This is a genomic window from Nitratireductor sp. WH36-1, assembly GCF_058725515.1.
In genome coordinates, this window is record NZ_CM178970.1 from 297,566 (window position 1) to 317,779 (window position 20,214).

The 20,214-nt window shown below is 61.4% G+C and carries 20 protein-coding genes; 14 read left to right on the forward strand and 6 right to left on the reverse strand.

Annotated features, from left to right (window positions below; genetic code table 11):
• Positions 1-105: 105 nt before the first annotated feature.
• Positions 106-1,146 (reverse strand): DNA polymerase III subunit delta, encoded by a 1,041-nt coding sequence (gene holA / locus AC4PTT_RS01430; RefSeq protein WP_206548077.1) that lies wholly within the window; start codon positions 1,144-1,146, stop codon positions 106-108.
• Positions 1,147-1,613: 467 nt separating this feature from the next.
• On the opposite strand from holA, the gene AC4PTT_RS01435 reads away from it, so the two are divergent.
• The 6 genes from AC4PTT_RS01435 to AC4PTT_RS01460 all read left to right on the forward strand — a co-directional run bounded on the left by AC4PTT_RS01435 (position 1,614) and on the right by AC4PTT_RS01460 (position 8,495).
• Positions 1,614-2,402, forward strand: coding sequence for a cyclase family protein (locus tag AC4PTT_RS01435; protein ID WP_206553299.1), 789 nt, complete (start codon positions 1,614-1,616; stop codon positions 2,400-2,402).
• Positions 2,403-2,415: 13 nt separating this feature from the next.
• Positions 2,416-2,862, forward strand: a complete 447-nt coding sequence (locus AC4PTT_RS01440) for a hypothetical protein (RefSeq protein ID WP_492161976.1) — start codon at positions 2,416-2,418, stop codon at positions 2,860-2,862.
• On the forward strand, positions 2,862-3,344 hold the full coding sequence (locus tag AC4PTT_RS01445; protein WP_492161977.1) for a MarR family winged helix-turn-helix transcriptional regulator: 483 nt from the start codon (positions 2,862-2,864) through the stop codon (positions 3,342-3,344). The genes AC4PTT_RS01440 and AC4PTT_RS01445 overlap by 1 nt, the downstream gene beginning before the upstream one ends.
• 53 nt (positions 3,345-3,397) lie before the next feature.
• Positions 3,398-5,551, forward strand: coding sequence for a thiamine pyrophosphate-dependent enzyme (locus AC4PTT_RS01450; protein WP_492161978.1), 2,154 nt, complete (start codon positions 3,398-3,400; stop codon positions 5,549-5,551).
• Positions 5,552-5,568: 17 nt separating this feature from the next.
• Positions 5,569-7,098 carry an indolepyruvate oxidoreductase subunit beta family protein gene (locus tag AC4PTT_RS01455; RefSeq protein ID WP_492161979.1) on the forward strand — a complete coding sequence of 510 codons (1,530 nt, stop codon included), beginning with the start codon at positions 5,569-5,571 and terminating at the stop codon, positions 7,096-7,098.
• Between the two features lie 173 nt (positions 7,099-7,271).
• Positions 7,272-8,495 carry an argininosuccinate synthase gene (locus AC4PTT_RS01460; protein WP_113153605.1) on the forward strand — a complete coding sequence of 408 codons (1,224 nt, stop codon included), beginning with the start codon at positions 7,272-7,274 and terminating at the stop codon, positions 8,493-8,495.
• A gap of 266 nt (positions 8,496-8,761) precedes the next feature.
• Here AC4PTT_RS01460 and AC4PTT_RS01465 read toward each other — a convergent pair whose 3' ends face one another.
• Positions 8,762-9,577 (reverse strand): lytic murein transglycosylase, encoded by an 816-nt coding sequence (locus AC4PTT_RS01465; RefSeq protein WP_492161980.1) that lies wholly within the window; start codon positions 9,575-9,577, stop codon positions 8,762-8,764.
• 202 nt (positions 9,578-9,779) lie between these two features.
• Between AC4PTT_RS01465 and AC4PTT_RS01470 the strand changes: the two genes are divergently transcribed.
• The 8 genes from AC4PTT_RS01470 (at position 9,780) to rpsP (ending at position 16,271) form a co-directional block, all read left to right on the forward strand.
• Positions 9,780-10,127 carry a hypothetical protein gene (locus AC4PTT_RS01470; protein ID WP_299939347.1) on the forward strand — a complete coding sequence of 116 codons (348 nt, stop codon included), beginning with the start codon at positions 9,780-9,782 and terminating at the stop codon, positions 10,125-10,127.
• 742 nt (positions 10,128-10,869) lie between these two features.
• Positions 10,870-11,211: a hypothetical protein gene (locus tag AC4PTT_RS01475; protein ID WP_206545588.1), complete on the forward strand. Its 342-nt coding sequence runs from the start codon at positions 10,870-10,872 to the stop codon at positions 11,209-11,211.
• 268 nt (positions 11,212-11,479) lie between these two features.
• The gene (locus tag AC4PTT_RS01480) at positions 11,480-12,103 is read left to right on the forward strand and encodes a DUF1236 domain-containing protein (RefSeq protein ID WP_492161981.1); all 624 of its coding nucleotides are present in this window, start codon (positions 11,480-11,482) and stop codon (positions 12,101-12,103) included.
• A 197-nt stretch (positions 12,104-12,300) separates the two neighbouring features.
• Positions 12,301-12,684, forward strand: a complete 384-nt coding sequence (locus AC4PTT_RS01485) for a hypothetical protein (RefSeq protein WP_206548070.1) — start codon at positions 12,301-12,303, stop codon at positions 12,682-12,684.
• Between the two features lie 722 nt (positions 12,685-13,406).
• Positions 13,407-14,993: a signal recognition particle protein gene (gene ffh, locus AC4PTT_RS01490; RefSeq protein WP_492161982.1), complete on the forward strand. Its 1,587-nt coding sequence runs from the start codon at positions 13,407-13,409 to the stop codon at positions 14,991-14,993.
• A gap of 9 nt (positions 14,994-15,002) precedes the next feature.
• The gene (locus AC4PTT_RS01495) at positions 15,003-15,335 is read left to right on the forward strand and encodes a chorismate mutase (protein ID WP_317088458.1); all 333 of its coding nucleotides are present in this window, start codon (positions 15,003-15,005) and stop codon (positions 15,333-15,335) included.
• Between the two features lie 2 nt (positions 15,336-15,337).
• A complete protein-coding gene (locus AC4PTT_RS01500) occupies positions 15,338-15,841 on the forward strand; it encodes a GNAT family N-acetyltransferase (protein WP_113153596.1) in 504 nt (167 codons plus the stop codon).
• Positions 15,842-15,866: 25 nt separating this feature from the next.
• Complete coding sequence (gene rpsP, locus AC4PTT_RS01505; protein ID WP_113153595.1) at positions 15,867-16,271, forward strand: 30S ribosomal protein S16; 405 nt, start codon at positions 15,867-15,869, stop codon at positions 16,269-16,271.
• 312 nt (positions 16,272-16,583) lie between these two features.
• Here the strand turns inward: rpsP and AC4PTT_RS01510 are convergent, their stop codons facing one another.
• From AC4PTT_RS01510 to leuD, 4 genes are all read right to left on the reverse strand, one after another.
• Positions 16,584-17,618 carry an aspartate-semialdehyde dehydrogenase gene (locus AC4PTT_RS01510; RefSeq protein ID WP_206545593.1) on the reverse strand — a complete coding sequence of 345 codons (1,035 nt, stop codon included), beginning with the start codon at positions 17,616-17,618 and terminating at the stop codon, positions 16,584-16,586.
• Positions 17,619-17,984: 366 nt separating this feature from the next.
• Positions 17,985-19,094, reverse strand: a complete 1,110-nt coding sequence (gene leuB, locus AC4PTT_RS01515; RefSeq protein WP_113153593.1) for a 3-isopropylmalate dehydrogenase — start codon at positions 19,092-19,094, stop codon at positions 17,985-17,987.
• 35 nt (positions 19,095-19,129) lie between these two features.
• Positions 19,130-19,588, reverse strand: coding sequence for a RidA family protein (locus AC4PTT_RS01520; protein WP_492161983.1), 459 nt, complete (start codon positions 19,586-19,588; stop codon positions 19,130-19,132).
• A complete protein-coding gene (leuD, locus tag AC4PTT_RS01525) occupies positions 19,579-20,184 on the reverse strand; it encodes a 3-isopropylmalate dehydratase small subunit (protein ID WP_113153591.1) in 606 nt (201 codons plus the stop codon). The genes AC4PTT_RS01520 and leuD overlap by 10 nt, the downstream gene beginning before the upstream one ends.
• Between the last annotated feature and the right edge of the window lie 30 nt (positions 20,185-20,214).

A 20,214-nucleotide genomic window follows, 5' to 3' on the forward strand; every position in this document is an offset into this window, starting at 1 on the left:
GGGCTGATCCGCGCTATTGGTGAGCATCGGCATGACCCGAGACCGGGGTTCGGTTGCCGGTCTTCTGCTCTGGAAATACCAATGATTTGAGTGATATGCGGCCGGTTAGCGCCGGCCGCGCGCGCCTTCGACCGTGAGGGCGAGAAGGGCCTGTCGCGCCAGAGGAACGGCAAGGGCTGGCTTTTGCCGTGTGCGCAGGATGGCTGCCTGCAGGCGGTCGGCGGCGTTCTTCAATGCGGTGCTGTTCCAGCGGCCAAGCGCTGTCTCCACCGTCTTGCGACGCGAGAAGAAGACCGGCGGTCTTGCGCCGGCAACGGCGGAACTGGCCGAGACGCCCTGGCTGTCCATTGCCTGACGCATGATCTGCAGGGCGTGCACCTGCCGCAATGTGGCGGAGAGCACGAGGAAGGGCGGGTTTCCAGCGGCAACAAAGCGCCGGAAGGCGCTGTCGAATGCCTGAAAACGCCCGGAAATGATCGCATCAACCGCTTCATCCGTACTCAGTCCGGCCACGTCGCCGATGAGTGAACGTATGTCTTCCGGCGTGACTTCCGTTGCACCCTTGCAGTAAAGCGCAAGCTTCTCCAGTTCACCACGGGTGGCGAGCCGGTCTCCGCCGAGATTGGCTTTGAGGAGCTGGCGCGCTTCAAGCGAGATTTTCAGCCCCGCCGCGCCGAGCGCTTCATCAATGACGGCGTCGACGCCGCGCCCATCGTCTGCATAGCAGGGAAGGGCCATTGCACTTGCGCCGCGTTCGGCAGCCGAGCGCAGGGACGAGCCTTTTTTAAGGTCGCCGGCCTCGATCAGGATGGTGCAATCGGTCGGGGGATTGCTGTTCAGCGCGGTGACGTCGGCCACAAATGCCTTGTGATTGCCTGCGCCCTTCACCCAGATCAGGCGTTGATCGGAGAACATGGGAACCGTCTGCGCCTCATCGGCAAGCCGGCCCGGCTGCTGCTCCACTTCGCTGGCTTCAAGGCGAACGACGGTGAAGGGATCGTCCAGCGGCAATCCCGTTCCGGTCGCATAACGCTTCGCCCGTTCGCTGACCAGGCCACGATCGGGCCCGTAGATCAGGACGATACGGTAGGTCTGCTCGGGGCGAGCAAGCCAGCGGTCGACTTCATGCGCTTTCTTCTGTGCCATGTCGGCTGAATATCACAGCAAGGCCGGCCGGGCACCCAGAGAAAGTTGAAAGACGCAGATTGCTCACCGTCCAGTTTGTGTGTGCCGCGCGAAGAAGCCTGGCAGTGCTGGTCGAAGAGATAACCGACGGAGAATTCCAGTATGGGTGGCGTGTCGCGAACCGGATCTGCGAAGGGGCAGGGCGTGTTTCCCGACCCAATTCAGATGCATGTTTCATGTGAAACCATGCTCGGCTGAAGCAGGCTTCTCCGAAGAGGCTGATTTCGGGCCTTGATCGTCTTTCTGACTGCGAATCAGCTTTGAAGATGCGTGTCATCACATGCATTTGTGCTTTTGATGCAAGACGCTCGCCCATTTCAAGGGTTTCTTCGGCCTCAAGATATTTGCAAATGCATTCTTTTTGGTCTAGGTCAGAAGAGAGCACAGGGAGGATGTCTGTGCTCTTACATATCTCTGGGAGGAGAAACATGAGCAAGTCCGTCATTGGTGAGCTTGCGAGCCAATTGCTTTCCGGCGAGGTGGAGGTCGTTGACCTGGCCGCCGTACTTGGCCCGAAAACCCCGCTTCTAAAGCTTCCGCCAGAGCTTGCGGTCGATACGCCCAAAATCGAGATCCACAAGATCTCGGCCTATGATGACAATGGCCCTTGGTGGGCATGGAACTGGCTGAAACTCGGTGAGCATTCGGGCACGCATTTTGATGCGCCGACCCACTGGATCACCGGGCGGGATCATCCCAATGCAACAACGGACACGATTGAACCGCAGAATTTTGTTGCGCCGGTCAATGTCATCGACTGTTCCGCCGAGGCCGCGGAGAACAATGATTTCCTGCTGACGGTGGATCACATCAAGGCATGGGAAGCCGAGCACGGCGACATTCGCCCCGGTGAGTGGGTGGTGCTGCGCAGCGACTGGTACAAGCGCAACGGCTCGGAAGAGGCGTTTCTCAATGCGGACGAGACTGGCCCGCATTCGCCGGGCCCGACTGCAGAAGCCATCGAATATCTTCTTGAGAAGGGGATTGTTGGCTGGGGCAGCGAGACCATCGGAACCGATGCCGGGCAGGCCGGTGGCATGGAGCCGCCATTTCCCGCGCACAATCTGCTTCACAAGGCAAACCGCTATGGGCTGGCCAGCCTTGCCAATCTCGACAGGCTTCCGCCCAAGGGGGCGATCCTGATCGCCGCGCCGCTCAAGATCGAGCGGGGCACCGGCAGCCCGTGCCGTGTTCTGGCGCTGGTCTCCAGGAACTGAGCCGGAGCTTCCGATGAGCGGACCCGAAACACACTTCCATGGCAGCGTCGTAAAGGCGCTTCACGCGACCGTATATCCGTGCGGTCGCGCCTGGGTGTCGCGCCGCCATTCCAGGGCGTGCTGCCATGTGACGGGTGATAAGGCTGGAAAGCCGAAGGGTCCGACCAACGGGGAATGGACAGACGCACAGCGCGAGGCCTATGCAGGCCGCGTTGAAGCAATTTCGAACCGGCATATCGGCAGTTCATCAAACACGATCATCGACCACGGCGCATCTGTGCCGGCAGACCTCGAAGCGATGGGCTCTTTTGCAGCCCGTGCTGCGTCCTCTCGGTGGCGTGGGCTTCTCAGGTCTGGTCGTGATCGGCGGATATCCATTGGCGGGTCCATCCGGCAGGGTGCGGGGCTGAGCGGAAAGCCGGCTGGCGGTTCGGAGCATCTGTTGGCGGAGAAGCTCTGATGGACGAACGGCAGGACGGCAAGACCCCGAGGATCGCAACGCTGGGCCAGATGGGGCTTCAGCACTTTGCGCCCTATCTGATGAACCGGATCATGGGGCGTTACAACGCGACGCTGCGCCATGATTTACGGGAGCAGGGGCTGACCGTTCCGCAGGCGCGCGCACTGGCGGTTCTGATGGTTGGCGACGGGATGTCGATCAACGAATTGTCGGTCTACACCGTCATCGAACAGTCGACCATGAGCCGGACGCTCGACGCGCTTGAAACGCAGGGGCTGGTGCGGCGCGAAGCCTGTCAGGATGACAGCCGCACGCGACACATCTTTCTGACCGACAAGGGGCGTGAGGAGTTCAACCGTGCATGGCCGGCCATGCATGACGCCTTTGCCGAGATGTTCAACGACATCGACGAGGCGGAGTATTCCGCCTTCATCGCCACGCTTCAGAAAATACTGGGCAACATCCGACAACACGAATTCTAGCAGATTGCGCTTGAGGGCGATCAGCCCCGGCGCATGAGACGGGAGAATGCACCATGGCAGAACGTTCGTTCGTGAAGGAGGTTCAGAAGCTTCGCCTCGGGGCCGGTGAGACCTTTCACGGCGAGGGCATTCTGGCCATTACCAAGGCGCTCCTGCAGTGTGGCGTGGGTTATGTCGGTGGCTATCAGGGCGCGCCGATCAGCCATTTGATGGACGTGCTTGCCGACGCGCAGGACATTCTGGGCGAGCTTGGCGTGCATTTCGAGGCAAGCGCCTCCGAGGCGACGGCGACCGCCATGCTCGCCGCTTCGGTTCACTATCCCATTCGCGGCGCATGCACCTTCAAATCGTCGGTCGGCCTGAACGTCGCCTCCGATGCACTCGCCAACCTCGCCTCCGGCGGCGTGACGGGCGGTGCGCTCATCATCGTCGGTGAGGACTATGGCGAAGGCTCCTCGATCATGCAGGAGCGCAGCCACCCCTTCGCCATGAAGAGTCAGGTCTGGCTGCTCGACCCGCGGCCCAACCTGCCGTCCATCGTGAAGGCGGTCGAAGACGGGTTCGAGCTTTCCGAGGCGTCCAACACACCGGTCATGCTGATGGTGCGCATCCGCAGCTGCCATGTGACCGGCAGTTTCGAGACCAAGGAAAACAAACGGCCCGGGATGACCGTGGCCGACGCGCTGGAGAACCCGCGCCGCGACACCAACCGCATCGTGCTGCCGCCGGCCTCCTTCCTGCATGAGAAGGAGAAGGTGGAAAAGCGCATGCCGGCGGCGGTCGATTTCATCCGCTCGCGCAGGATCAACGAGTTCTTCGGTCCCGACCGGGGCAAGGCCGGGATCATCCTGCAGGGCGGCATGTACAACAGCGTCATTCGTGCGCTGCAGCGCATCGGTCTTGCCGATGTCTACGGCGAAACGGATGTGCCGCTCTATGTGCTCAATGCGGTTTATCCGCTGATCGACGATGAAGTGATCGACTTTTGCGCCGACAAGGATTCGATCCTGATCGTGGAGGAGGGGCAGCCCAACTATCTCGAGCAGGCGATTGCCTCGCTGATGCACAGGAAGGGGCTCGACACGCGCATCCTCGGCAAGGACATTCTGCCGATGGCCGGCGAATACACCGGGCAGGTGATGCTGGACGGCATCAGCGCCTATCTGCGCGCCAACGCGCCGGAGCTTCTGGCCGCGCAGGTGCTGGCGCCCAATGCGTCGGGAGAGAACACGCTGGCGGCGGATCTCGCCAAGGTGGTGCCGGGGCGTCCGCCGGGCTTTTGCACCGGCTGCCCGGAACGGCCGATCTTCGCCGCGACGAAGCTGATCGAAAAGGAACTCGGACCGCACCACATCTCGTCGGATATTGGCTGCCATCTGTTTTCGATCATGCCGCCCTTCGAGCTGGGGGCGACGACCATGGGCTATGGTCTCGGTCCGGCCTCCGCCTCGGCCTTCAATTCGCCTGACGCCAAGCGCCGCTCCATCTCCTTTGTGGGCGATGGTGGCTTCTGGCACAACGGTCTGACCTCCTCCATTGGCAATGCCGTGTTCAACCAGAATGACGGCGTGATCGTTGTGGTGGACAATTTCTATTCGGCGGCCACGGGCGGGCAGGACGTGCTTTCCTCGCGCGCCGACAATCCCACCAAGTCGACCCAGCATCCGATCACCGATGCGGTGAAGGGCATGGGCGTGAAATGGGTTCGGCATATCGATCGCACCTATGACGTGACCAAGGTGCGCGCCGCGCTGCGCGAGGCGCTGACGACGGAGGAGAAGGGACCGAAGGTCATCGTCGCGTCGTCCGAATGCATGCTCAACAGGCAGCGTCGCGAAAAGCCGCAGACCGCCAAGGCGATCTCCGGCGGCGAGCGTGTGGTGAAGCCGCGCTTCGGCGTGGACGAGGATGTGTGCACCGGCGATCACGCCTGCATGCGGCTGTCGGGCTGTCCGTCGCTCTCGGTCAAGAAGCTGGATGACCCGCTGCGAGATGATCCGGTGGCGTCCATTGACCACACCTGTGTCGGTTGCGGCAATTGCGGCGAAGTGGCCGACGCGGCGGTGCTGTGTCCCTCCTTCTACCGCGCCGATGTGGTGCACAATCCCGGCTCGTGGGACCGGTTTGCCGACAGGCTGCGTCGCCGCGTGACGGGCTTCCTGCAAACACGCCGTGAGAAGCGGCGTCTGACATTCGGAGAGGCTTGAGACCCATGGCCAAACGGATGAAAGCAAACGAAGACCAGAAGATCATCAAGCTCGCCATTCTCGCCGTTGGCGGGCAGGGCGGCGGTGTGCTGACCAATTGGATCACCGATGTTGCCGAGCGCAACGGATATCTCGCCCAGGCAACCTCCGTTGCCGGCGTGGCCCAGCGCACCGGCGCGACGATCTACTATGTCGAGATGTGTCCCGACACCGGCCGCCGTCCGGTCTTTTCGCTGGCTCCGGCGCAGGGCGACATAGATATCCTGATTGCCGCCGAGCTGATGGAGGCGGGCCGTGCTGTGATGCGCGGTTTCGTGACGCCCGACCGCACGACGCTGATCGCCTCGGCGCACCGTATCGCTGCCGTGTCGGAGAAGATCGAGCCGGGTGACGGCCGCGCAGACTCGCCCACCGTTCACAAAAATGCGCGTGAGGCGGCCAGCCGCTACATCTGCTTCGACATGGAGAAGGTGGCTGTCGAGGCAGGGTCGGTGATCTCGTCGAGCCTGTTCGGCGCGCTGGCCGGTTCCGGCGCATTGCCGTTTGCGCGCGAGAGCTATGAAGAGACCATCGAGGCTTCCGGACGCGGTGTGAAGGCCAGCCTGGCTGCCTTCGGCAAGGCGTTCGAGCGCACGGTTGCCGGTGAAGATGCTTCTGCGGTTGTTCAGGATGCGCCGCCGGCCGGGCAGGGGATCGCCGTTGCCGGGCCGGAGCGGCTGGTTGCCGCGTGGAACGCGCTGGCAGCGCGCGCCGATGCCTATCCCGAACCGGTGAGGGCGATGGCGCTCGCCGGGCTGCGCAAGGTGGTCGACTATCAGGATCTCACCTATGGCGCGGAGTATCTGGACAGGCTCGATCAGGCGCTGGCGCTGGACAGTGCCGGGAAGGACCACGCGCTGGGCGAGGCTGCTGCTAAGCATGTGGCGAACGCCATGTGCTATGACGACATTTTGCGCGTGGCGGATCTGAAGACGCGCACGGCGCGGGCCGAGCGCATCCGAAAGGAAATGAAGGTCGGCGAGGCCAATGTGCTGCAGGTGACCGAGTTCTTCCATCCGCGCGTCGAAGAGTTCTGCGGCACGCTGCCCACGGGGCTGGGGCGTTTCATCGAAAACCGGCCGGGTCTTTCGAAATGGGTCGACCGCCGCATCAATCGCGGCCGGCGCATCCGTACAGACAGCCTGTTCGGCTTCGGGGCGCTGTGGGTGATTGGAACGCTGCGGCCCTGGCGTCGGTCGCTCCTGCGCCATCAGGTCGAGAAGGAGCATCTTGACCGCTGGTATGCGCTGGCGCTTGATACGGCGCGACGCGATTATGGGCTGGCGGTGGAGATTCTCAACTGCCGCAGGCTCATCAAGGGCTATAGCGACACGCATGTGCGCGGGCATTCCAAGTTCGACCGGGTTCTGTCCGGATTGACGCTTCTGGAGGGCCGTGAGGACGCGGCCGACTGGCTGCGCCGGCTGCGTGAAGCGGCGCTCAAGGACGAAAAGGGCGAGATGCTGGATGGCGCGCTGAAAACGGTGGCGACGCTGGAAGCGGCCTGAGGATTGCGCGGGAATGAGTATCGGGAGGCCATGCCGGTGACGGTGTGGCCTCTCTCATTTGCGGGGTCTGGCCTTGCCCACGCCGTCATTCCTGATATTAGTCGCCTCGACCCTGGAGGCTCCGAAGTGCGGAGCCGGCCGGCCATGCCGAACTTCTCTTACCGGGAAAGACCATGACGAAACTCAAAGACGTTAAAAAGGTCGTGCTTGCCTATTCGGGCGGTCTCGACACCTCGATCATCCTCAAATGGCTCCAGACCGAACTGGGCGCCGAAGTGGTGACCTTCACCGCCGATCTCGGCCAGGGCGACGAGCTGGAGCCGGCGCGCAGAAAAGCCGAGATGATGGGGATCAAGGAGATCTACATCGAGGATCTCCGCGAGGAGTTCGTGCGCGACTTCGTGTTCCCGATGTTCCGCGCCAATGCGGTCTATGAAGGCATCTACCTGCTGGGCACCTCCATTGCCCGCCCGCTGATCTCCAAGCGGCTGGTCGAGATCGCTGCCGAGACCGGCGCTGACGCCGTTGCGCATGGCGCGACCGGCAAGGGCAACGATCAGGTGCGCTTCGAGCTTTCGGCCTATGCGCTGAACCCCGACATCAAGGTGATCGCGCCGTGGCGTGACTGGACCTACAAGTCCCGCACCGACCTGCTCGAGTTCGCCCAGGCGCACCAGATCCCGGTGCCGAAGGACAAGCAGGGCGAGGCTCCGTTCTCCGTTGACGCGAACCTTCTGCACTCCTCCTCCGAGGGCAAGGTGCTTGAAGATCCGTGGGTCGAGCCGCCGGAATATGTTCACCAGCGCAGCGTTTCGCCGATGGATGCGCCGGACGAGCCGACCGAGATCACCATCTCCTTCAAGGCGGGCGACGCCGTTGCCATCAATGGCGAGGCAATGTCGCCGGCAACGCTGCTGCAGGCGCTGAACGATCTGGGCCGCGACAATGGCATTGGCCGCATCGATCTGGTCGAGAACCGCTTCGTTGGCATGAAGTCGCGCGGCGTTTATGAAACGCCGGGCGGCACGATCCTGCTTGCCGCGCACCGCGCGATGGAGTCGCTGACGCTTGATCGTGGCGCTGCCCACCTCAAGGACGAGCTGATGCCGCGTTATGCAGAGCTCATCTACAACGGTCTCTGGTTCTCGCCGGAGCGCGAGATGCTGCAGGCGGCCATCGACAAGAGCCAGGAAGACGTGGAAGGCGAAGTGCGCCTGAAGCTCTACAAGGGCAATGTCATCGTGACCGGCCGCAAGTCCGACAAGTCGCTCTATTCCGATGCGCTGGTGACCTTCGAGGACGACCAGGGCGCATACGACCAGAAGGACGCTGCAGGCTTCATCAAGCTCAACGCACTGCGCCTGCGCACGCTGGCGGCCCGCAAGCGCGGCAGCTGATCAGCCGGGCGCAACGCCTGATAAAGAAAAAGCCGGCAGTGATGCCGGCTTTTTTGTGCGCTGAGCTGGGAGACTGATTTGGGCGCCTGCCGGCCCTTCGCTATGGCTTCGGGCGTTCGTCGCTCAAAAAGCCAAATCATTGGCTTTTTGTCCGCTACGCGGAACGCTCTGCCGGCCCCGCGCCTGTTGCCTTCGGCAACTCCCTGGCGTTCACAGCCTGTGCTCATGCCACTGGCATGAGCACTCCGCTTTAGCGGATCGGCTGTTCACCCATCGATTTCCTTGGCCATGATGGCGATGGCCTGCTGGTAGACGCTTGCTGCGTTCCAGCCCTGAATGGCGCGGAAATTCGGCTGTCCCGGCTGGTAGCTGGCGCCGCGCTGCCAGCCATGGGCGCGCAGGAAGTTTGCGGTCGAGGCGAGGGCGTCGGCCTGCGAACGGATCATGTCGACGCGGCCGTTTCCGTCACCGTCCACGCCGTATTTCAGCGCGTTGCCGGGAAGGAACTGTGTCTGGCCGATCTCGCCATGGGCAGCGCCTTTGGCGTTGGGATCGAGCATGCCGCGATCCACCATGGTGAGTGCGCCATAGAGATGGCCGGTGAAGAACTCCGAACGGCGGCAGTCATAGGCGAGCGTGGCCACGGCGGAGACAATGTTCTGGTTGCCGAGGAAGCCGCCAAAGCCGGTTTCCATGCCCCAGATGGCGATCAGCGGGCCGGCGGGTACGCCGTAACGCTGTTCGATATTGGCAAAGAGACGCGCATATTTCTTCTTCATGCCCTTGCCGCGGGAAACGATGGCGTTCGAGCCGCGCTTCTGCATGAAGGATTTGAGGGTGAGCTTGAAGCTCTTCTGACCGCGGTCGGCGGCGATGGTCTTGGTGGCGTAACGCGTGTTTGCCAGTGCGTTCAGGCCGCGCTGCCCGATACCACGGGAGGCTGCTTCGCGGCTGAACTGAGCCTTCCAGTTCTCGAAGCCGCCGGCATTGTTTCCGCATTGAGCAGCGGAGGCATGTCCCGCCGTGAGAAGTGAGGCACAAAACGAAGCGGCCAGCAGAGCCGCTCTTCCCGCGAAAGCCATATCGCTCTCCTTAAAATTAAAGATGGCTATATAAAGTGATGTTGCCAGCGATTACACAACGCTGCACCGGCCGCAACCGCCAGTTTCTATAGCATGGCGGTCATTACCGAACCCTTTCCGGCGGAATTACGGCAGATCTGCGCGATTGCACAAGTTTTCAATTCATTGTTTAGTTGGCTAATTAACCAGCAGGAGAGAACCGATGAATGGCAAGTTTGCAAATTCCGCAGTGATTGCAGTTTCGCTCTTTGGTTTGTCCGCAAGTCTGATGACTGGGGCGCAGGCTGAAGGTGGAACCAAACTGGACCTTTTGAAGACCGGGGTGCTTCCGCTGCCTGTTGACACTGCCCAGGCGGAGCTGAGCCAGACGGTGCTGAAAGACGTGCCGGACCTCTTCAAGGACCCGGCTTCCATGACGGAAGAGCTTGGCATGCAAGCCGCTACGGTGACATCCAGTCTCGAGAAGCAGTGGGGTCCCTGCCAGTATCTGCCGGGGCCTCTCGGATCATTCTGCACCCGGCTCTTCGCGCCACCCGGCGCGGTCTACTAAAACGGGTTTTGTGGCTCTGGACCTTGTTCAGCACTTGCAGGCCGTCATCGCGACGGCCTGCTTCATGTCTGCGCACATATCCGACGACGACATGGTTGCACTGCGTCGAAAGACGGAAGTGTCCGCGCCAGCGTCTGGGTGACTGGGATGGAGGAGGAGAGACAATGTTTCTGAAAGCTGCCGCCAGTATCGCGCTACTGCTTGTACTTCATGGCGGTTTCACCGTCACAATGCTCCCCCCGGATGACGGGAGGCGGATTGCATCCATGCAGCAACAGACAGGCCAGATGCCGTTGGGGTTGCCTTTCCATATGCCAAGGGGGGATCGGGAGCTGTTTGCTCGACAGCGTGCAGATGTTTCACTTGAAGAGGCCTATCGTCATTGTGAGCGGCTGATGCCTCAATTGTTCGGATGGTGCGAACGACGGATCGCAAAGATGAAGAAGCGGGCTGTCAAGTCCCTGATACGCAGACCAACCGGCGTACTGGATGTCCTGCGCCGGAGCACTGTCCGTCAGGCGATATACGCCGCTATATAAAGATGCATCCGCTCCCGGTAAAATAATATATGAAAAACAAAGTGATGCATGCTCTCGCATGATTTCGGGAGCGGCGAAATCGGTTCATTTCAGCGCATTAGGCGCGCGCATTGAACCTTCCTGGTCCGCCCTGTCCAATAACGACGTTGCCTTCACCATATAAGTAACATTTAGTTGGCTAATTGTTATGAAGGAGAAGATCAATGATACGGATAGCTCCCTTCCTGGGCGTCTTCGCAGTCGCATTCATCTGGATGTCCGCAGGTTCCGGCGTCGCGCAGACCAAGGCGCGAAAGCATCACGACGAGGAGGCGCATCCCCTGATAAAGGAAATGGCTCCGCAGAAAATAGCGGACGTCACCAAAGAGATGGACGGGAAGTCCCTCTCTCCCGGTGGCGTTGACCTCATCGTTCAGTCACGCTCGCTTACAGAAGGCCTCGAGTTCGAGCGCAAGGAGCCCCTGGATGACACGTTCATGTGTCAGTGGCTTTTGGGAACCTTCAACAAGAGATGTCGCAGATCGAGTGTGATGCCGTTCTTCTGAGGCGCGGCTGTCTTGGCGCTCGTCACAAATGACAACGCACTCAGGCCACTGCACTGGTGGCCTGCTTCATTAAACGGGCAATCATGAACGTTCGCCAGATAAAGTGATGAACGCTGCAGAGGTCATCTGCCCGGGAAGATAAGTACGGTATTTCAGTAGGTTGCACGCACGCTCATTGATTTCGCTGTCCAAGTGCCAGCGCAAATTGCGGAACTTCTCATCGTCATTGCCGTTTGCAGCCCCAGTCGAAACGGATTGGAGACAAGCCATGACGAAACTGCTTCTCAAGAGTGCAACCGCAGCGGCAGTGCTGTTCGCCGTTGCGGGCATCGCCAACGCGGAGATGCTTGCAAGGGCGACAGCGGATCTGAACATCAGGTCCGGGCCCGGCCCGCACTATCCGGTTGTTGGCGTGATCGGCGTCAATGAGGACGCTTCCATCAATGGATGCAGGGAAGGCAGCAAATGGTGCGCCGTCTCCCATGCCGGCATCAATGGCTGGGCGTATTCGGACTATCTGACCGCGCCCTTCGGAGGCGGCGATGACTATGTGGTCGTAACGGAACGTCCGGCCGATGCGCTGCCGCCCGTATCCTACGAGGTCACCTCAAGCGTCGAGGCGGAAGTTGTACGCGGCGAACTGATTGGCCGCAAGACGGCGCTCGGAACGATCGAGCCGATCTCTGCGCCTCCGGTGGAGGTCAGAACCTATGTGGAGACCAACACCGTCGAGCCGGTCTATCTGGACGGTGAGGTGGTGGTCGGCGCGGCTCTGCCGGAAACCGTCGAGGTGCGGGAGATCCCCGATTATGACTACCGGTATGTCTATGTAAATGAGCAACCGGTTCTGGTGGAGCCCGAAACACGTCGTATTGTCTACGTGCTCCGCTAAGAGAGCCTCACAATCGTAGAAGCGTCAGACGCGGCGACAGTTCAAGGCCGGTCTGGGCCCGTTCCAGGATGATCATGAGGAGCCGCGATGAACAGTGTCCGTCGCGGCTTTTTTTGCGTCATGTTGAAAACAGATGCGCTTGAGGATAGATAATCCATATTATATAATTAGTCGACTAATAATAAGGGGAATTTCAAATGTTTACGTATGACCCAAAATCAAATGTGGGCACGATGTTTGCCCTGACGGCGCTTGCCTATGCGGTATTTGCATTTGACGGGGCTGCGGCCGCCGAGCAGCAGGGAGATGCGGGGCCTGCCATCATTGAGCCTGTAGGCGAAGAGGTTGTGCCTCGGAAACACGAAAGCGTGGCGAGCTTTTGCGAAGGCGTTCATTCGGCGCGCATATCGCCATGTATCGAGCCTGAGCGCGGCAGCGCTGCCGGAGTGCGCAGGACGGTATCCAAGGCTGTTGTGTGGACATTGGCGCGGGTTTCGCGGTCTTTCTGCCGGCATCATGCAAGCCGGCTAATGGACATGTGCGTGGCTGGCTCTGATCAGCACATCACGGCGATGCGCTAGCGTACGGCGCCAGAGGGCGGGAACCGGAGGCCTCAAGTGAGAACAGAGCAGACAGGTTTTGCAGTGACGGCGGCTGTCTGGCTGCTGGTCACGGGCGGCATTATCGTTGGTGTTGTATCCCCGGTTTGGGCAGGTCGGCACTTCCATGGTGGTGTGCGGCTTGCAGCCAGCGAGAGCAGCTACATGGTGCCGACAGCGTGCCAGGATCAGGGTACAGATTGTCCGCCGGGTACAGCCACCCAAACCAATGCTGAAGACTTCAGCCTTCGCACGGCATCGACATGGGGTCTCATGTGGGTGGTCGCGCGTGTTTATCCCAGCGTGTGCCAGGAGGTCCCCACCCGTATGCTGGGTGTGTGCAGCAAGGATGTGCGCGAGGCGGAGATGGACCGGCGTGGCCTGTCCGCCGCTCAGAGGCGGCGGCTGTGACCGGCTTTCCGTCGCCCGCATGAAATTGCGGGCGGCGCTGCGTTCCTGACACGCGCACTTCTTGACTCTTGGCGCGTTTTCCTGTCTACAGGCCCGGAATTTCCGCGACGAGTGACAACTCCGAGCAGCCGACCAGGGCGCCTTTCAGCGGAAAGTGACGATCCTGGAGGTCAACACCCGGCAGCGCGATGCGCCCCCGGGTGCTTTTCGGCTTTGCTTGGCGTTTGAAGCCCGGGCGCGGATGCATTACCTCTCGCAGCACAAGCAATCGATGCGAGAAATGAGGAACGCGGATGTTTGAATCGCTTCAGGAACGCCTTGGTTCCATCCTGAACGGCCTGACCGGTCGCGGTGCGCTGTCGGAGGCGGATGTCGCTGCCGCGCTGCGCGAGGTCCGTCGTGCGCTGATCGAGGCCGATGTGGCGCTCGACGTGGTGCGTTCCTTCACTGACCGCGTGCGCGAAAAGGCTGTCGGCGCCGAAGTCCTCAAATCGATCAAGCCCGGCCAGATGGTCGTCAAGATCGTCCATGACGAGCTTATCGAGATGCTCGGCACGGAAGGCGAGACGATTGATCTCAACGCGCCGGCGCCCGTTGTCATCATGATGGTCGGTCTGCAGGGCTCTGGTAAGACCACCACGACCGGCAAGATCGCCAAGCGCCTGACCGAGAAGCAGGGCAAGAAGGTGCTGATGGCGTCGCTGGATACGCGTCGCCCCGCCGCCCAGGAACAGCTCAAGCAGATCGGCGAGCAGACCGGTGTTGCAACGCTGCCGATCATTGCCGGCCAGACGCCGGTCGAGATCGCCAAGCGCGCCACGCAGGCGGCTCGTCTCGGCGGCCACGATGTGGTGATCCTCGATACGGCAGGCCGTACGCATATCGACGAGCCGCTGATGGTCGAGATGTCGGACATCAAGAGCGCGTCGAACCCGCACGAGATCCTGCTCGTGGCCGACTCGCTCACCGGTCAGGACGCCGTCAATCTCGCCAACAACTTCAACGACCGCGTCGGCATTACCGGCCTCGTTCTGACCCGTATGGACGGTGACGGGCGTGGCGGTGCGGCGCTCTCCATGCGCGCTGTCACCGGCAAGCCGATCAAGCTGATCGGCGTTGGCGAAAAGATGGACGCGCTCGAGGAGTTCTATCCCAAGCGCATCGCCGACCGCATTCTGGGCATGGGCGATATCGTTTCGCTGGTCGAGAAGGCTGCCGAAACCATCGATGCGGAAAAAGCCGCGGCGATGGCCAAGAAGATGCAGGCCGGCAAGTTCGACCTGAACGACCTCGCCGATCAGCTGCGCCAGATGCAGAACATGGGTGGCATGGGCGGCATCATGGGCATGATGCCGGGCATGGGCAAGATGAAGGACCAGATGGCTGCCGCCGGCCTCGACGACAAGATGTTCGGTCGCCAGATCGCCATCATCCAGTCGATGACGCCGAAGGAGCGCGCCAATCCGGAGCTGCTCAAGCACAGCCGCAAGAAGCGCATCGCGGCGGGCTCCGGTACGGACTCGGCGCAGATCAACAAGCTCCTGAAGATGCACCGCCAGATGGGCGACATGATGAAGGCCATGGGCGGCAAGGGCCGCAAGGGCGGCATGATGCGCGGCCTCATGGGCGGCATGGCGCAGAAGATGGGCCTTGGCGGGATGCCGGGTGGCCTTGGGGGCGGCATGGGGGGCGGCATGCCGGATCTTTCCAAGATGGACCCGAAGCAGCTCGAGGCACTGCAGAAACAGGCCGAGGCCGCAGGGCTCGGCGGTGCTGGCGGGCTTCCCAAGGGTGGTTTGCCCAAGGGCCTTCCGGGAATGCCGGGTGGTGGTTTGCCGGATCTGCCCGGCGGGCTGCCCGGTCTGCCGAAGAAAAAGTAGGGGGACGGGATGAGCGGCAATACGGATGCAGCGATGGCGAAGCTTCTTGAGCTTCGTGCTTCCATCGACAACATTGATGCGGCGCTGGTGCATATGCTGGCGGAGCGTTTCCGCTGCACGAAGGCCGTTGGGCATCTCAAGGCCGTTCACGATCTGCCGCCGGCTGATCCTGCGCGCGAGGAGCGTCAGATTGCGCGCCTGCGCCGTCTTGCCAACGATGCAAATCTCGATCCGGATTTCGCCGAGAAGTTCCTGAACTTCATCATTCACGAGGTGATCCGTCACCACGAGGCCATTGCCGAGGAGCACGGCAATGGCGCGGCCAGGAACGGGGACGCCTGAAGATGACGCCGGTTCTCGAAAGCGAGCGCCTCATCCTGCGCGGCTGGCAGCGGGAAGACTTTCCCGCTTATGCAGCCTTTTGCGCGGATGCGAAGCGCACGCTTCATACCGGCGGACCGAAGGACGCATTTCAGGCATGGACCGCTTTCTCGTCCATGGTCGGCGCATGGGCGCTCAATGGCTACGGCATGTTCGCCGTGCAGCCGAAAGACGCCGATGCTGTTGCTGGTTTCGTTGGTCTCTGGCATCCGCCGGCGATTGATGAGCCGGAGCTTGCCTGGAGCCTCTATGAGGGCTTCGAGGGCAAGGGTTATGCGGTGGAGGCAGCACGCCGCGTGCAGGTCTGGGCAGCCGAAGACCTGAAATTGCCGCCGCTTATGAGCTTCGTCCACCCGGACAATCTGGCCTCACAGGCCGTTGCAAGGAGACTGGGTGCCGAACCCATGTCTTCGACTGAACTGCGCGGTGAACCGCGCCTGAGATTCCGGCACGCCCTGCCGGCTTGAACGCCATTATCGAAAGGAACATCCCATGGCACTGAAAATTCGTCTGGCCCGTGCGGGCTCCAAGAAGCGCCCCTACTACCACGTCGTCATCGCCGACGTGCGCAGCCCGCGCGACGGCCGCTTCATCGAGAAGGTCGGCTCCTGGAACCCGATGCTGGCCAAGGACGGCGAGCGCGTTGTTCTGAACGAAGAGCGCATCAAGTACTGGATCGAGAACGGCGCACTGCCGACCGACCGTGTTCTGCGCTTCCTCGACCAGGCTGGCATTGCAAAGCGCGACGAGCGCAGCAACCCGAAGAAGGGTCTGCCGGGCAAGAAGGCGCAGGAGCGCATCGACGCTGCCAAGCAGGCTGAGGAAGAGGCAAAGGCTGCTGCAGCTGAAGCCGCTGCTGCTGCCGAGGCTCCGGCTGAAGAGGCTGCAAGCGAGTAAGCTTTGCATCCTTCGGGCTCTTGCGGCCCGGAAATTGAGAATGGCGGGTCGAAAGGCCCGCCATTTTTGTTTGGGGTGTGGTGTGACGCTACCCGTGATGGCGCTTGACCCTCACCCTTACCCTCTCCCCGCGCGCGGGGAGAGGGAGGCATCCACGTTGCGGCCATCTTCCTTCTCCCCGTATACGGGGAGAAGGTGCCGGCAGGCGGATGAGGGGCGAGCGCCGGCCTCAACGAACAACCACGGCGTAAAAGAAAAAGCGGACCCAAAGGCCCGCTTTTCTCGTTCTTCCATCAAAGAACCCGCCTGAGATCAGGCAGCTTCCTTCTTCGGCTGGATCAGGCCGCGCGCCACGAGAAGCTCGGCGATCTGCACCGTGTTGAGGGCAGCGCCCTTGCGCAGATTGTCGGCGACGACCCACAGAGCCAGACCATTGTCGACCGTCGGGTCTTCACGCAGGCGGCTGATATAGGTGGCGTCTTCGCCGGCGCTCTCGTAAGGCGTCACGTAGCCGCCGTCCTCGCGCTTGTCGATGACCTGGCAGCCCGGCGCTTCGCGCAGGATCTCGCGCGCCTCGTCGGCCGTGATCGGCTTCTCGAACTCCAGGTTCACGGCTTCCGCATGACCGATGAACACCGGCACGCGCACACAGGTGGCCGTGAGCTTGATCTTCGGGTCGAGCATCTTCTTGGTCTCGGCGACCATCTTCCACTCTTCCTTGGTAAAGCCGTCTTCCATGAAGACGTCGATATGGGGAATGCAGTTGAAGGCGATGCGTTTGGTGAACTTGTTGGTCGAGATCGGATCGGCGACGAAAACGGCGCGCGTCTGCTCGAACAGCTCGTCCATGCCTTCCTTGCCCGCGCCGGAAACCGACTGGTAGGTGGACACGACCACGCGCTTGATCGTCGCTGCCTCATGGAGAGGCTTCAGCGCGACCACGAGCTGCGCCGTGGAGCAGTTCGGATTGGCGATGATGTTCTTCTTGGTGAAACCCTCGATCGCTTCGGGGTTCACTTCAGGAACGATCAGCGGCACGTCCTGATCGTAGCGCCAGGCCGACGAATTGTCGATCACGACGCAGCCCTGCTTTCCGATCTTCGGAGAATACTCCTTGGAGATCGAACCGCCGGCCGACATCAGGCAGATATCGGTGTCGGAAAAGTCGTAGGACTCGAGTGCCTTAACCTTCAGCGTCTTGTCGCCGTAGGAAACCTCGGTGCCGACCGAACGGCGTGAAGCAAGCGGGACAATCTCGTCTGCCGGGAAGCCGCGCTCTTCGAGGATATTGAGCATTTCGCGGCCGACATTCCCCGTGGCGCCGGCGACAGCTATCTTGAAACCCATGTGGTTTTTAACTCCTGTCTCTCTCCGCTTGGCTTTGATTTGAAGGCCTGCAGCCAGCAGGCATCTTCTCCCCGGCTAGGCCCGGGGAGAGAACGAGCAGCCGAGGTGTCAGACCGTTTTGGTCGTCGTTTTGGCTGTCGTTTTGGTAAAGCAGAGACCGACGCTGCCGTTCCCGGCTGCGTTCAAAAAACTTTGTGCAAATGGCGCTTCGTGATGCGCGCGCATGGCAAAGGGGTCTCCGTTTCCGGGCGTTGTTTTACGCTGAATCGGTCGCAAGTCAACGCAATAGCGTAAATGAACGGGCCTGAGCGGCCCGTTCGGCATTTTGTGGCCCGGCCTTCATGGGGCCATGACGGGCACAGACGATCAGGCGAGCGCCTTGTACTTGGCGACAATGGCGTCGCCCATGGCGGTGGTGCCGACTTCGGTCATGCCTTCAGACATGAGGTCACGGGTGCGCAGGCCGTCTTCCAGAACCGCAGCGATCGCCTTCTCCAGACGGTCCGCCTCTTCAACCATGTTGAAGGAGTAGCGCAGGCACATGGCGAAGGAAGCGATCATGGCGATCGGGTTTGCGATGCCCTGGCCGGCGATGTCCGGTGCGGAACCGTGCACGGGCTCGTAAAGCGCCTTGCGCGAGCCGGTCTTCTCGTCCGGCGCGCCAAGCGAAGCCGAAGGCAGCATGCCAAGCGAACCGGTGAGCATGGCGGCAACGTCAGACAGCATGTCGCCGAACAGATTGTCGGTGACGATGACGTCGAACTGCTTGGGCCAGCGCACGAGCTGCATGCCGCCGGCGTCGGCCAGCATGTGCGTCAGCTCGACGTCGGAATACTTCGCCTTGTGCGTGTTGGCGACGACCTCTTTCCAGAGCACGCCCGACTTCATGACGTTGTGCTTTTCCATGGAGCAGACCTTGTTGCTCCGCGTGCGCGCCAGCTCGAAAGCGACGCCGGAAATGCGCTCGATCTCGTAGGTGTCGTAAACCTGTGTGTCGATGCCGCGCTTCTGGCCATTGCCCAGATCGATGATCTCCTTGGGCTCGCCGAAATAAACGCCGCCGGTCAGCTCGCGCAGGATGAGGATGTCGAGGCCCTCGACAACTTCAGGCTTGAGGGAGGACGTGGCGGCCAGCGCCGGGTAGCAGATGGCCGGACGCAGATTGGCGAACAGCTCCATCTCCTTGCGCAGGCGCAGGAGGCCGGCTTCCGGACGAACCTCGTAGGGAACGCCGTCCCACTTGGGACCGCCGACCGCGCCGAACAGAACGGCGTCCGCCGCCATGGCCTTGTCCATGTCGGCATCGGAGATCGACTGGCCACACGCGTCATAGGCGCAGCCGCCCACGAGGCCTTCCTCGGTCTCGAAACCGGCATTGAAGTCGGCGTTCATCATGTCGATGAGCTTTTTGACCTCGGCCATTGCCTCTGGGCCGATGCCGTCGCCGGGGAGAAGAAGGAGTTTGCGCGTTGCCATGGAATGCCTCTCGAACTGGTAATTCGAGGGACTTGCTAATCCGCTCTGCCGGATTGCGCAAGGCTGCTGCCGTACGAAGCGGTACGGTTGCGCTTGAGGGCGGTCACCTCGATCTCGATTTTCATCTCCGGTTCGTTCAGCTCGCAGACAATCATCGTCGCTGCGGGTCGAATATCGCCGAAGGCTTCTCCGAGGATCGGAAAGACACGGGACACATAAGAGCGGCTGGTCACGTAATAATGCGCGCGCACCACATCGGCGAGCTCGAAGCCGCCCTCGGTCAGCGCTGCGCGAATGGTGGAAAGGCAGTTGCGTGTCTGCTCTTCCACACTGTCGGGCATGGCCATGCTTGCATAGTCATAGCCCGTGGTACCGGAAACGAAGCACCAGTCTCCGTCAACGACCGCGCGGCTGTAGCCTGCGGTCTTTTCGAAGGGAGACCCCGTGGAGATGAGGCGGCGCGGGCCGCCTCTATCATCTTGGGTTAAGCCCACGGATGGCTTTCCGTGTACTTGTTCTCGAAGGTCTCGATGGCCGGAGCCTTCTCCATGGTGAGGCCGATGTCGTCGAGGCCGTTCAGCAGGCAGTGCCGCTTGAAGGCGTCGATCTCGAACTTCACCACGCCGCCGTCGGGGCCGTGGATTTCCTGCGTTTCCAGGTCGACCGTCAGCGTTGCGTTGGAGCCGCGCTGGGCGTCGTCCATCAGCATGTCCAGCTCTTCCTGGCTCACCTTGATGGGCAGGATGCCGTTCTTGAAGCAGTTGCTGTAGAAGATGTCGGCGAAGCTGGTGGAAATCACGCAGCGAATGCCGAAATCGAGCAGCGCCCACGGGGCATGCTCACGGCTCGAGCCGCAGCCGAAATTGTCGCCGGCAACGAGAATGCTGGCATTCCGGTAGGCAGGCTTGTTGAGCACGAAGTCCGGGTTCTCGGAACCGTCTTCGTTGAAGCGCATTTCGGCGAAAAGTCCGGCGCCGAGACCGGTGCGCTTGATCGTCTTCAGATAATCCTTGGGGATGATCATGTCGGTGTCGACATTGACGATCGGCATGGGCGCGGCGACGCCCGTCAGCTTGGTGAACTTGTCCATAAATCCTGGTCCGTTGTCTGAGCGGCCATT

Bases quoted from the DNA above. Each gene is read 5' to 3' on its own strand.
- holA (WP_206548077.1), bottom strand. From the start codon at position 1,146: ATGGCACAGAAGAAAGCGCATGAAGTCGACCGCTGGCTTGCTCGCCCC.
- AC4PTT_RS01435 (WP_206553299.1), top strand. From the start codon at position 1,614: ATGAGCAAGTCCGTCATTGGTGAGCTTGCGAGCCAATTGCTTTCCGGC.
- AC4PTT_RS01440 (WP_492161976.1), top strand. From the start codon at position 2,416: ATGAGCGGACCCGAAACACACTTCCATGGCAGCGTCGTAAAGGCGCTT.
- AC4PTT_RS01445 (WP_492161977.1), top strand. From the start codon at position 2,862: ATGGACGAACGGCAGGACGGCAAGACCCCGAGGATCGCAACGCTGGGC.
- AC4PTT_RS01450 (WP_492161978.1), top strand. From the start codon at position 3,398: ATGGCAGAACGTTCGTTCGTGAAGGAGGTTCAGAAGCTTCGCCTCGGG.
- AC4PTT_RS01455 (WP_492161979.1), top strand. From the start codon at position 5,569: ATGAAAGCAAACGAAGACCAGAAGATCATCAAGCTCGCCATTCTCGCC.
- AC4PTT_RS01460 (WP_113153605.1), top strand. From the start codon at position 7,272: ATGACGAAACTCAAAGACGTTAAAAAGGTCGTGCTTGCCTATTCGGGC.
- AC4PTT_RS01465 (WP_492161980.1), bottom strand. From the start codon at position 9,577: ATGGCTTTCGCGGGAAGAGCGGCTCTGCTGGCCGCTTCGTTTTGTGCC.
- AC4PTT_RS01470 (WP_299939347.1), top strand. From the start codon at position 9,780: ATGAATGGCAAGTTTGCAAATTCCGCAGTGATTGCAGTTTCGCTCTTT.
- AC4PTT_RS01475 (WP_206545588.1), top strand. From the start codon at position 10,870: ATGATACGGATAGCTCCCTTCCTGGGCGTCTTCGCAGTCGCATTCATC.
- AC4PTT_RS01480 (WP_492161981.1), top strand. From the start codon at position 11,480: ATGACGAAACTGCTTCTCAAGAGTGCAACCGCAGCGGCAGTGCTGTTC.
- AC4PTT_RS01485 (WP_206548070.1), top strand. From the start codon at position 12,301: ATGTTTACGTATGACCCAAAATCAAATGTGGGCACGATGTTTGCCCTG.
- ffh (WP_492161982.1), top strand. From the start codon at position 13,407: ATGTTTGAATCGCTTCAGGAACGCCTTGGTTCCATCCTGAACGGCCTG.
- AC4PTT_RS01495 (WP_317088458.1), top strand. From the start codon at position 15,003: ATGAGCGGCAATACGGATGCAGCGATGGCGAAGCTTCTTGAGCTTCGT.
- AC4PTT_RS01500 (WP_113153596.1), top strand. From the start codon at position 15,338: ATGACGCCGGTTCTCGAAAGCGAGCGCCTCATCCTGCGCGGCTGGCAG.
- rpsP (WP_113153595.1), top strand. From the start codon at position 15,867: ATGGCACTGAAAATTCGTCTGGCCCGTGCGGGCTCCAAGAAGCGCCCC.
- AC4PTT_RS01510 (WP_206545593.1), bottom strand. From the start codon at position 17,618: ATGGGTTTCAAGATAGCTGTCGCCGGCGCCACGGGGAATGTCGGCCGC.
- leuB (WP_113153593.1), bottom strand. From the start codon at position 19,094: ATGGCAACGCGCAAACTCCTTCTTCTCCCCGGCGACGGCATCGGCCCA.
- leuD (WP_113153591.1), bottom strand. From the start codon at position 20,184: ATGGACAAGTTCACCAAGCTGACGGGCGTCGCCGCGCCCATGCCGATC.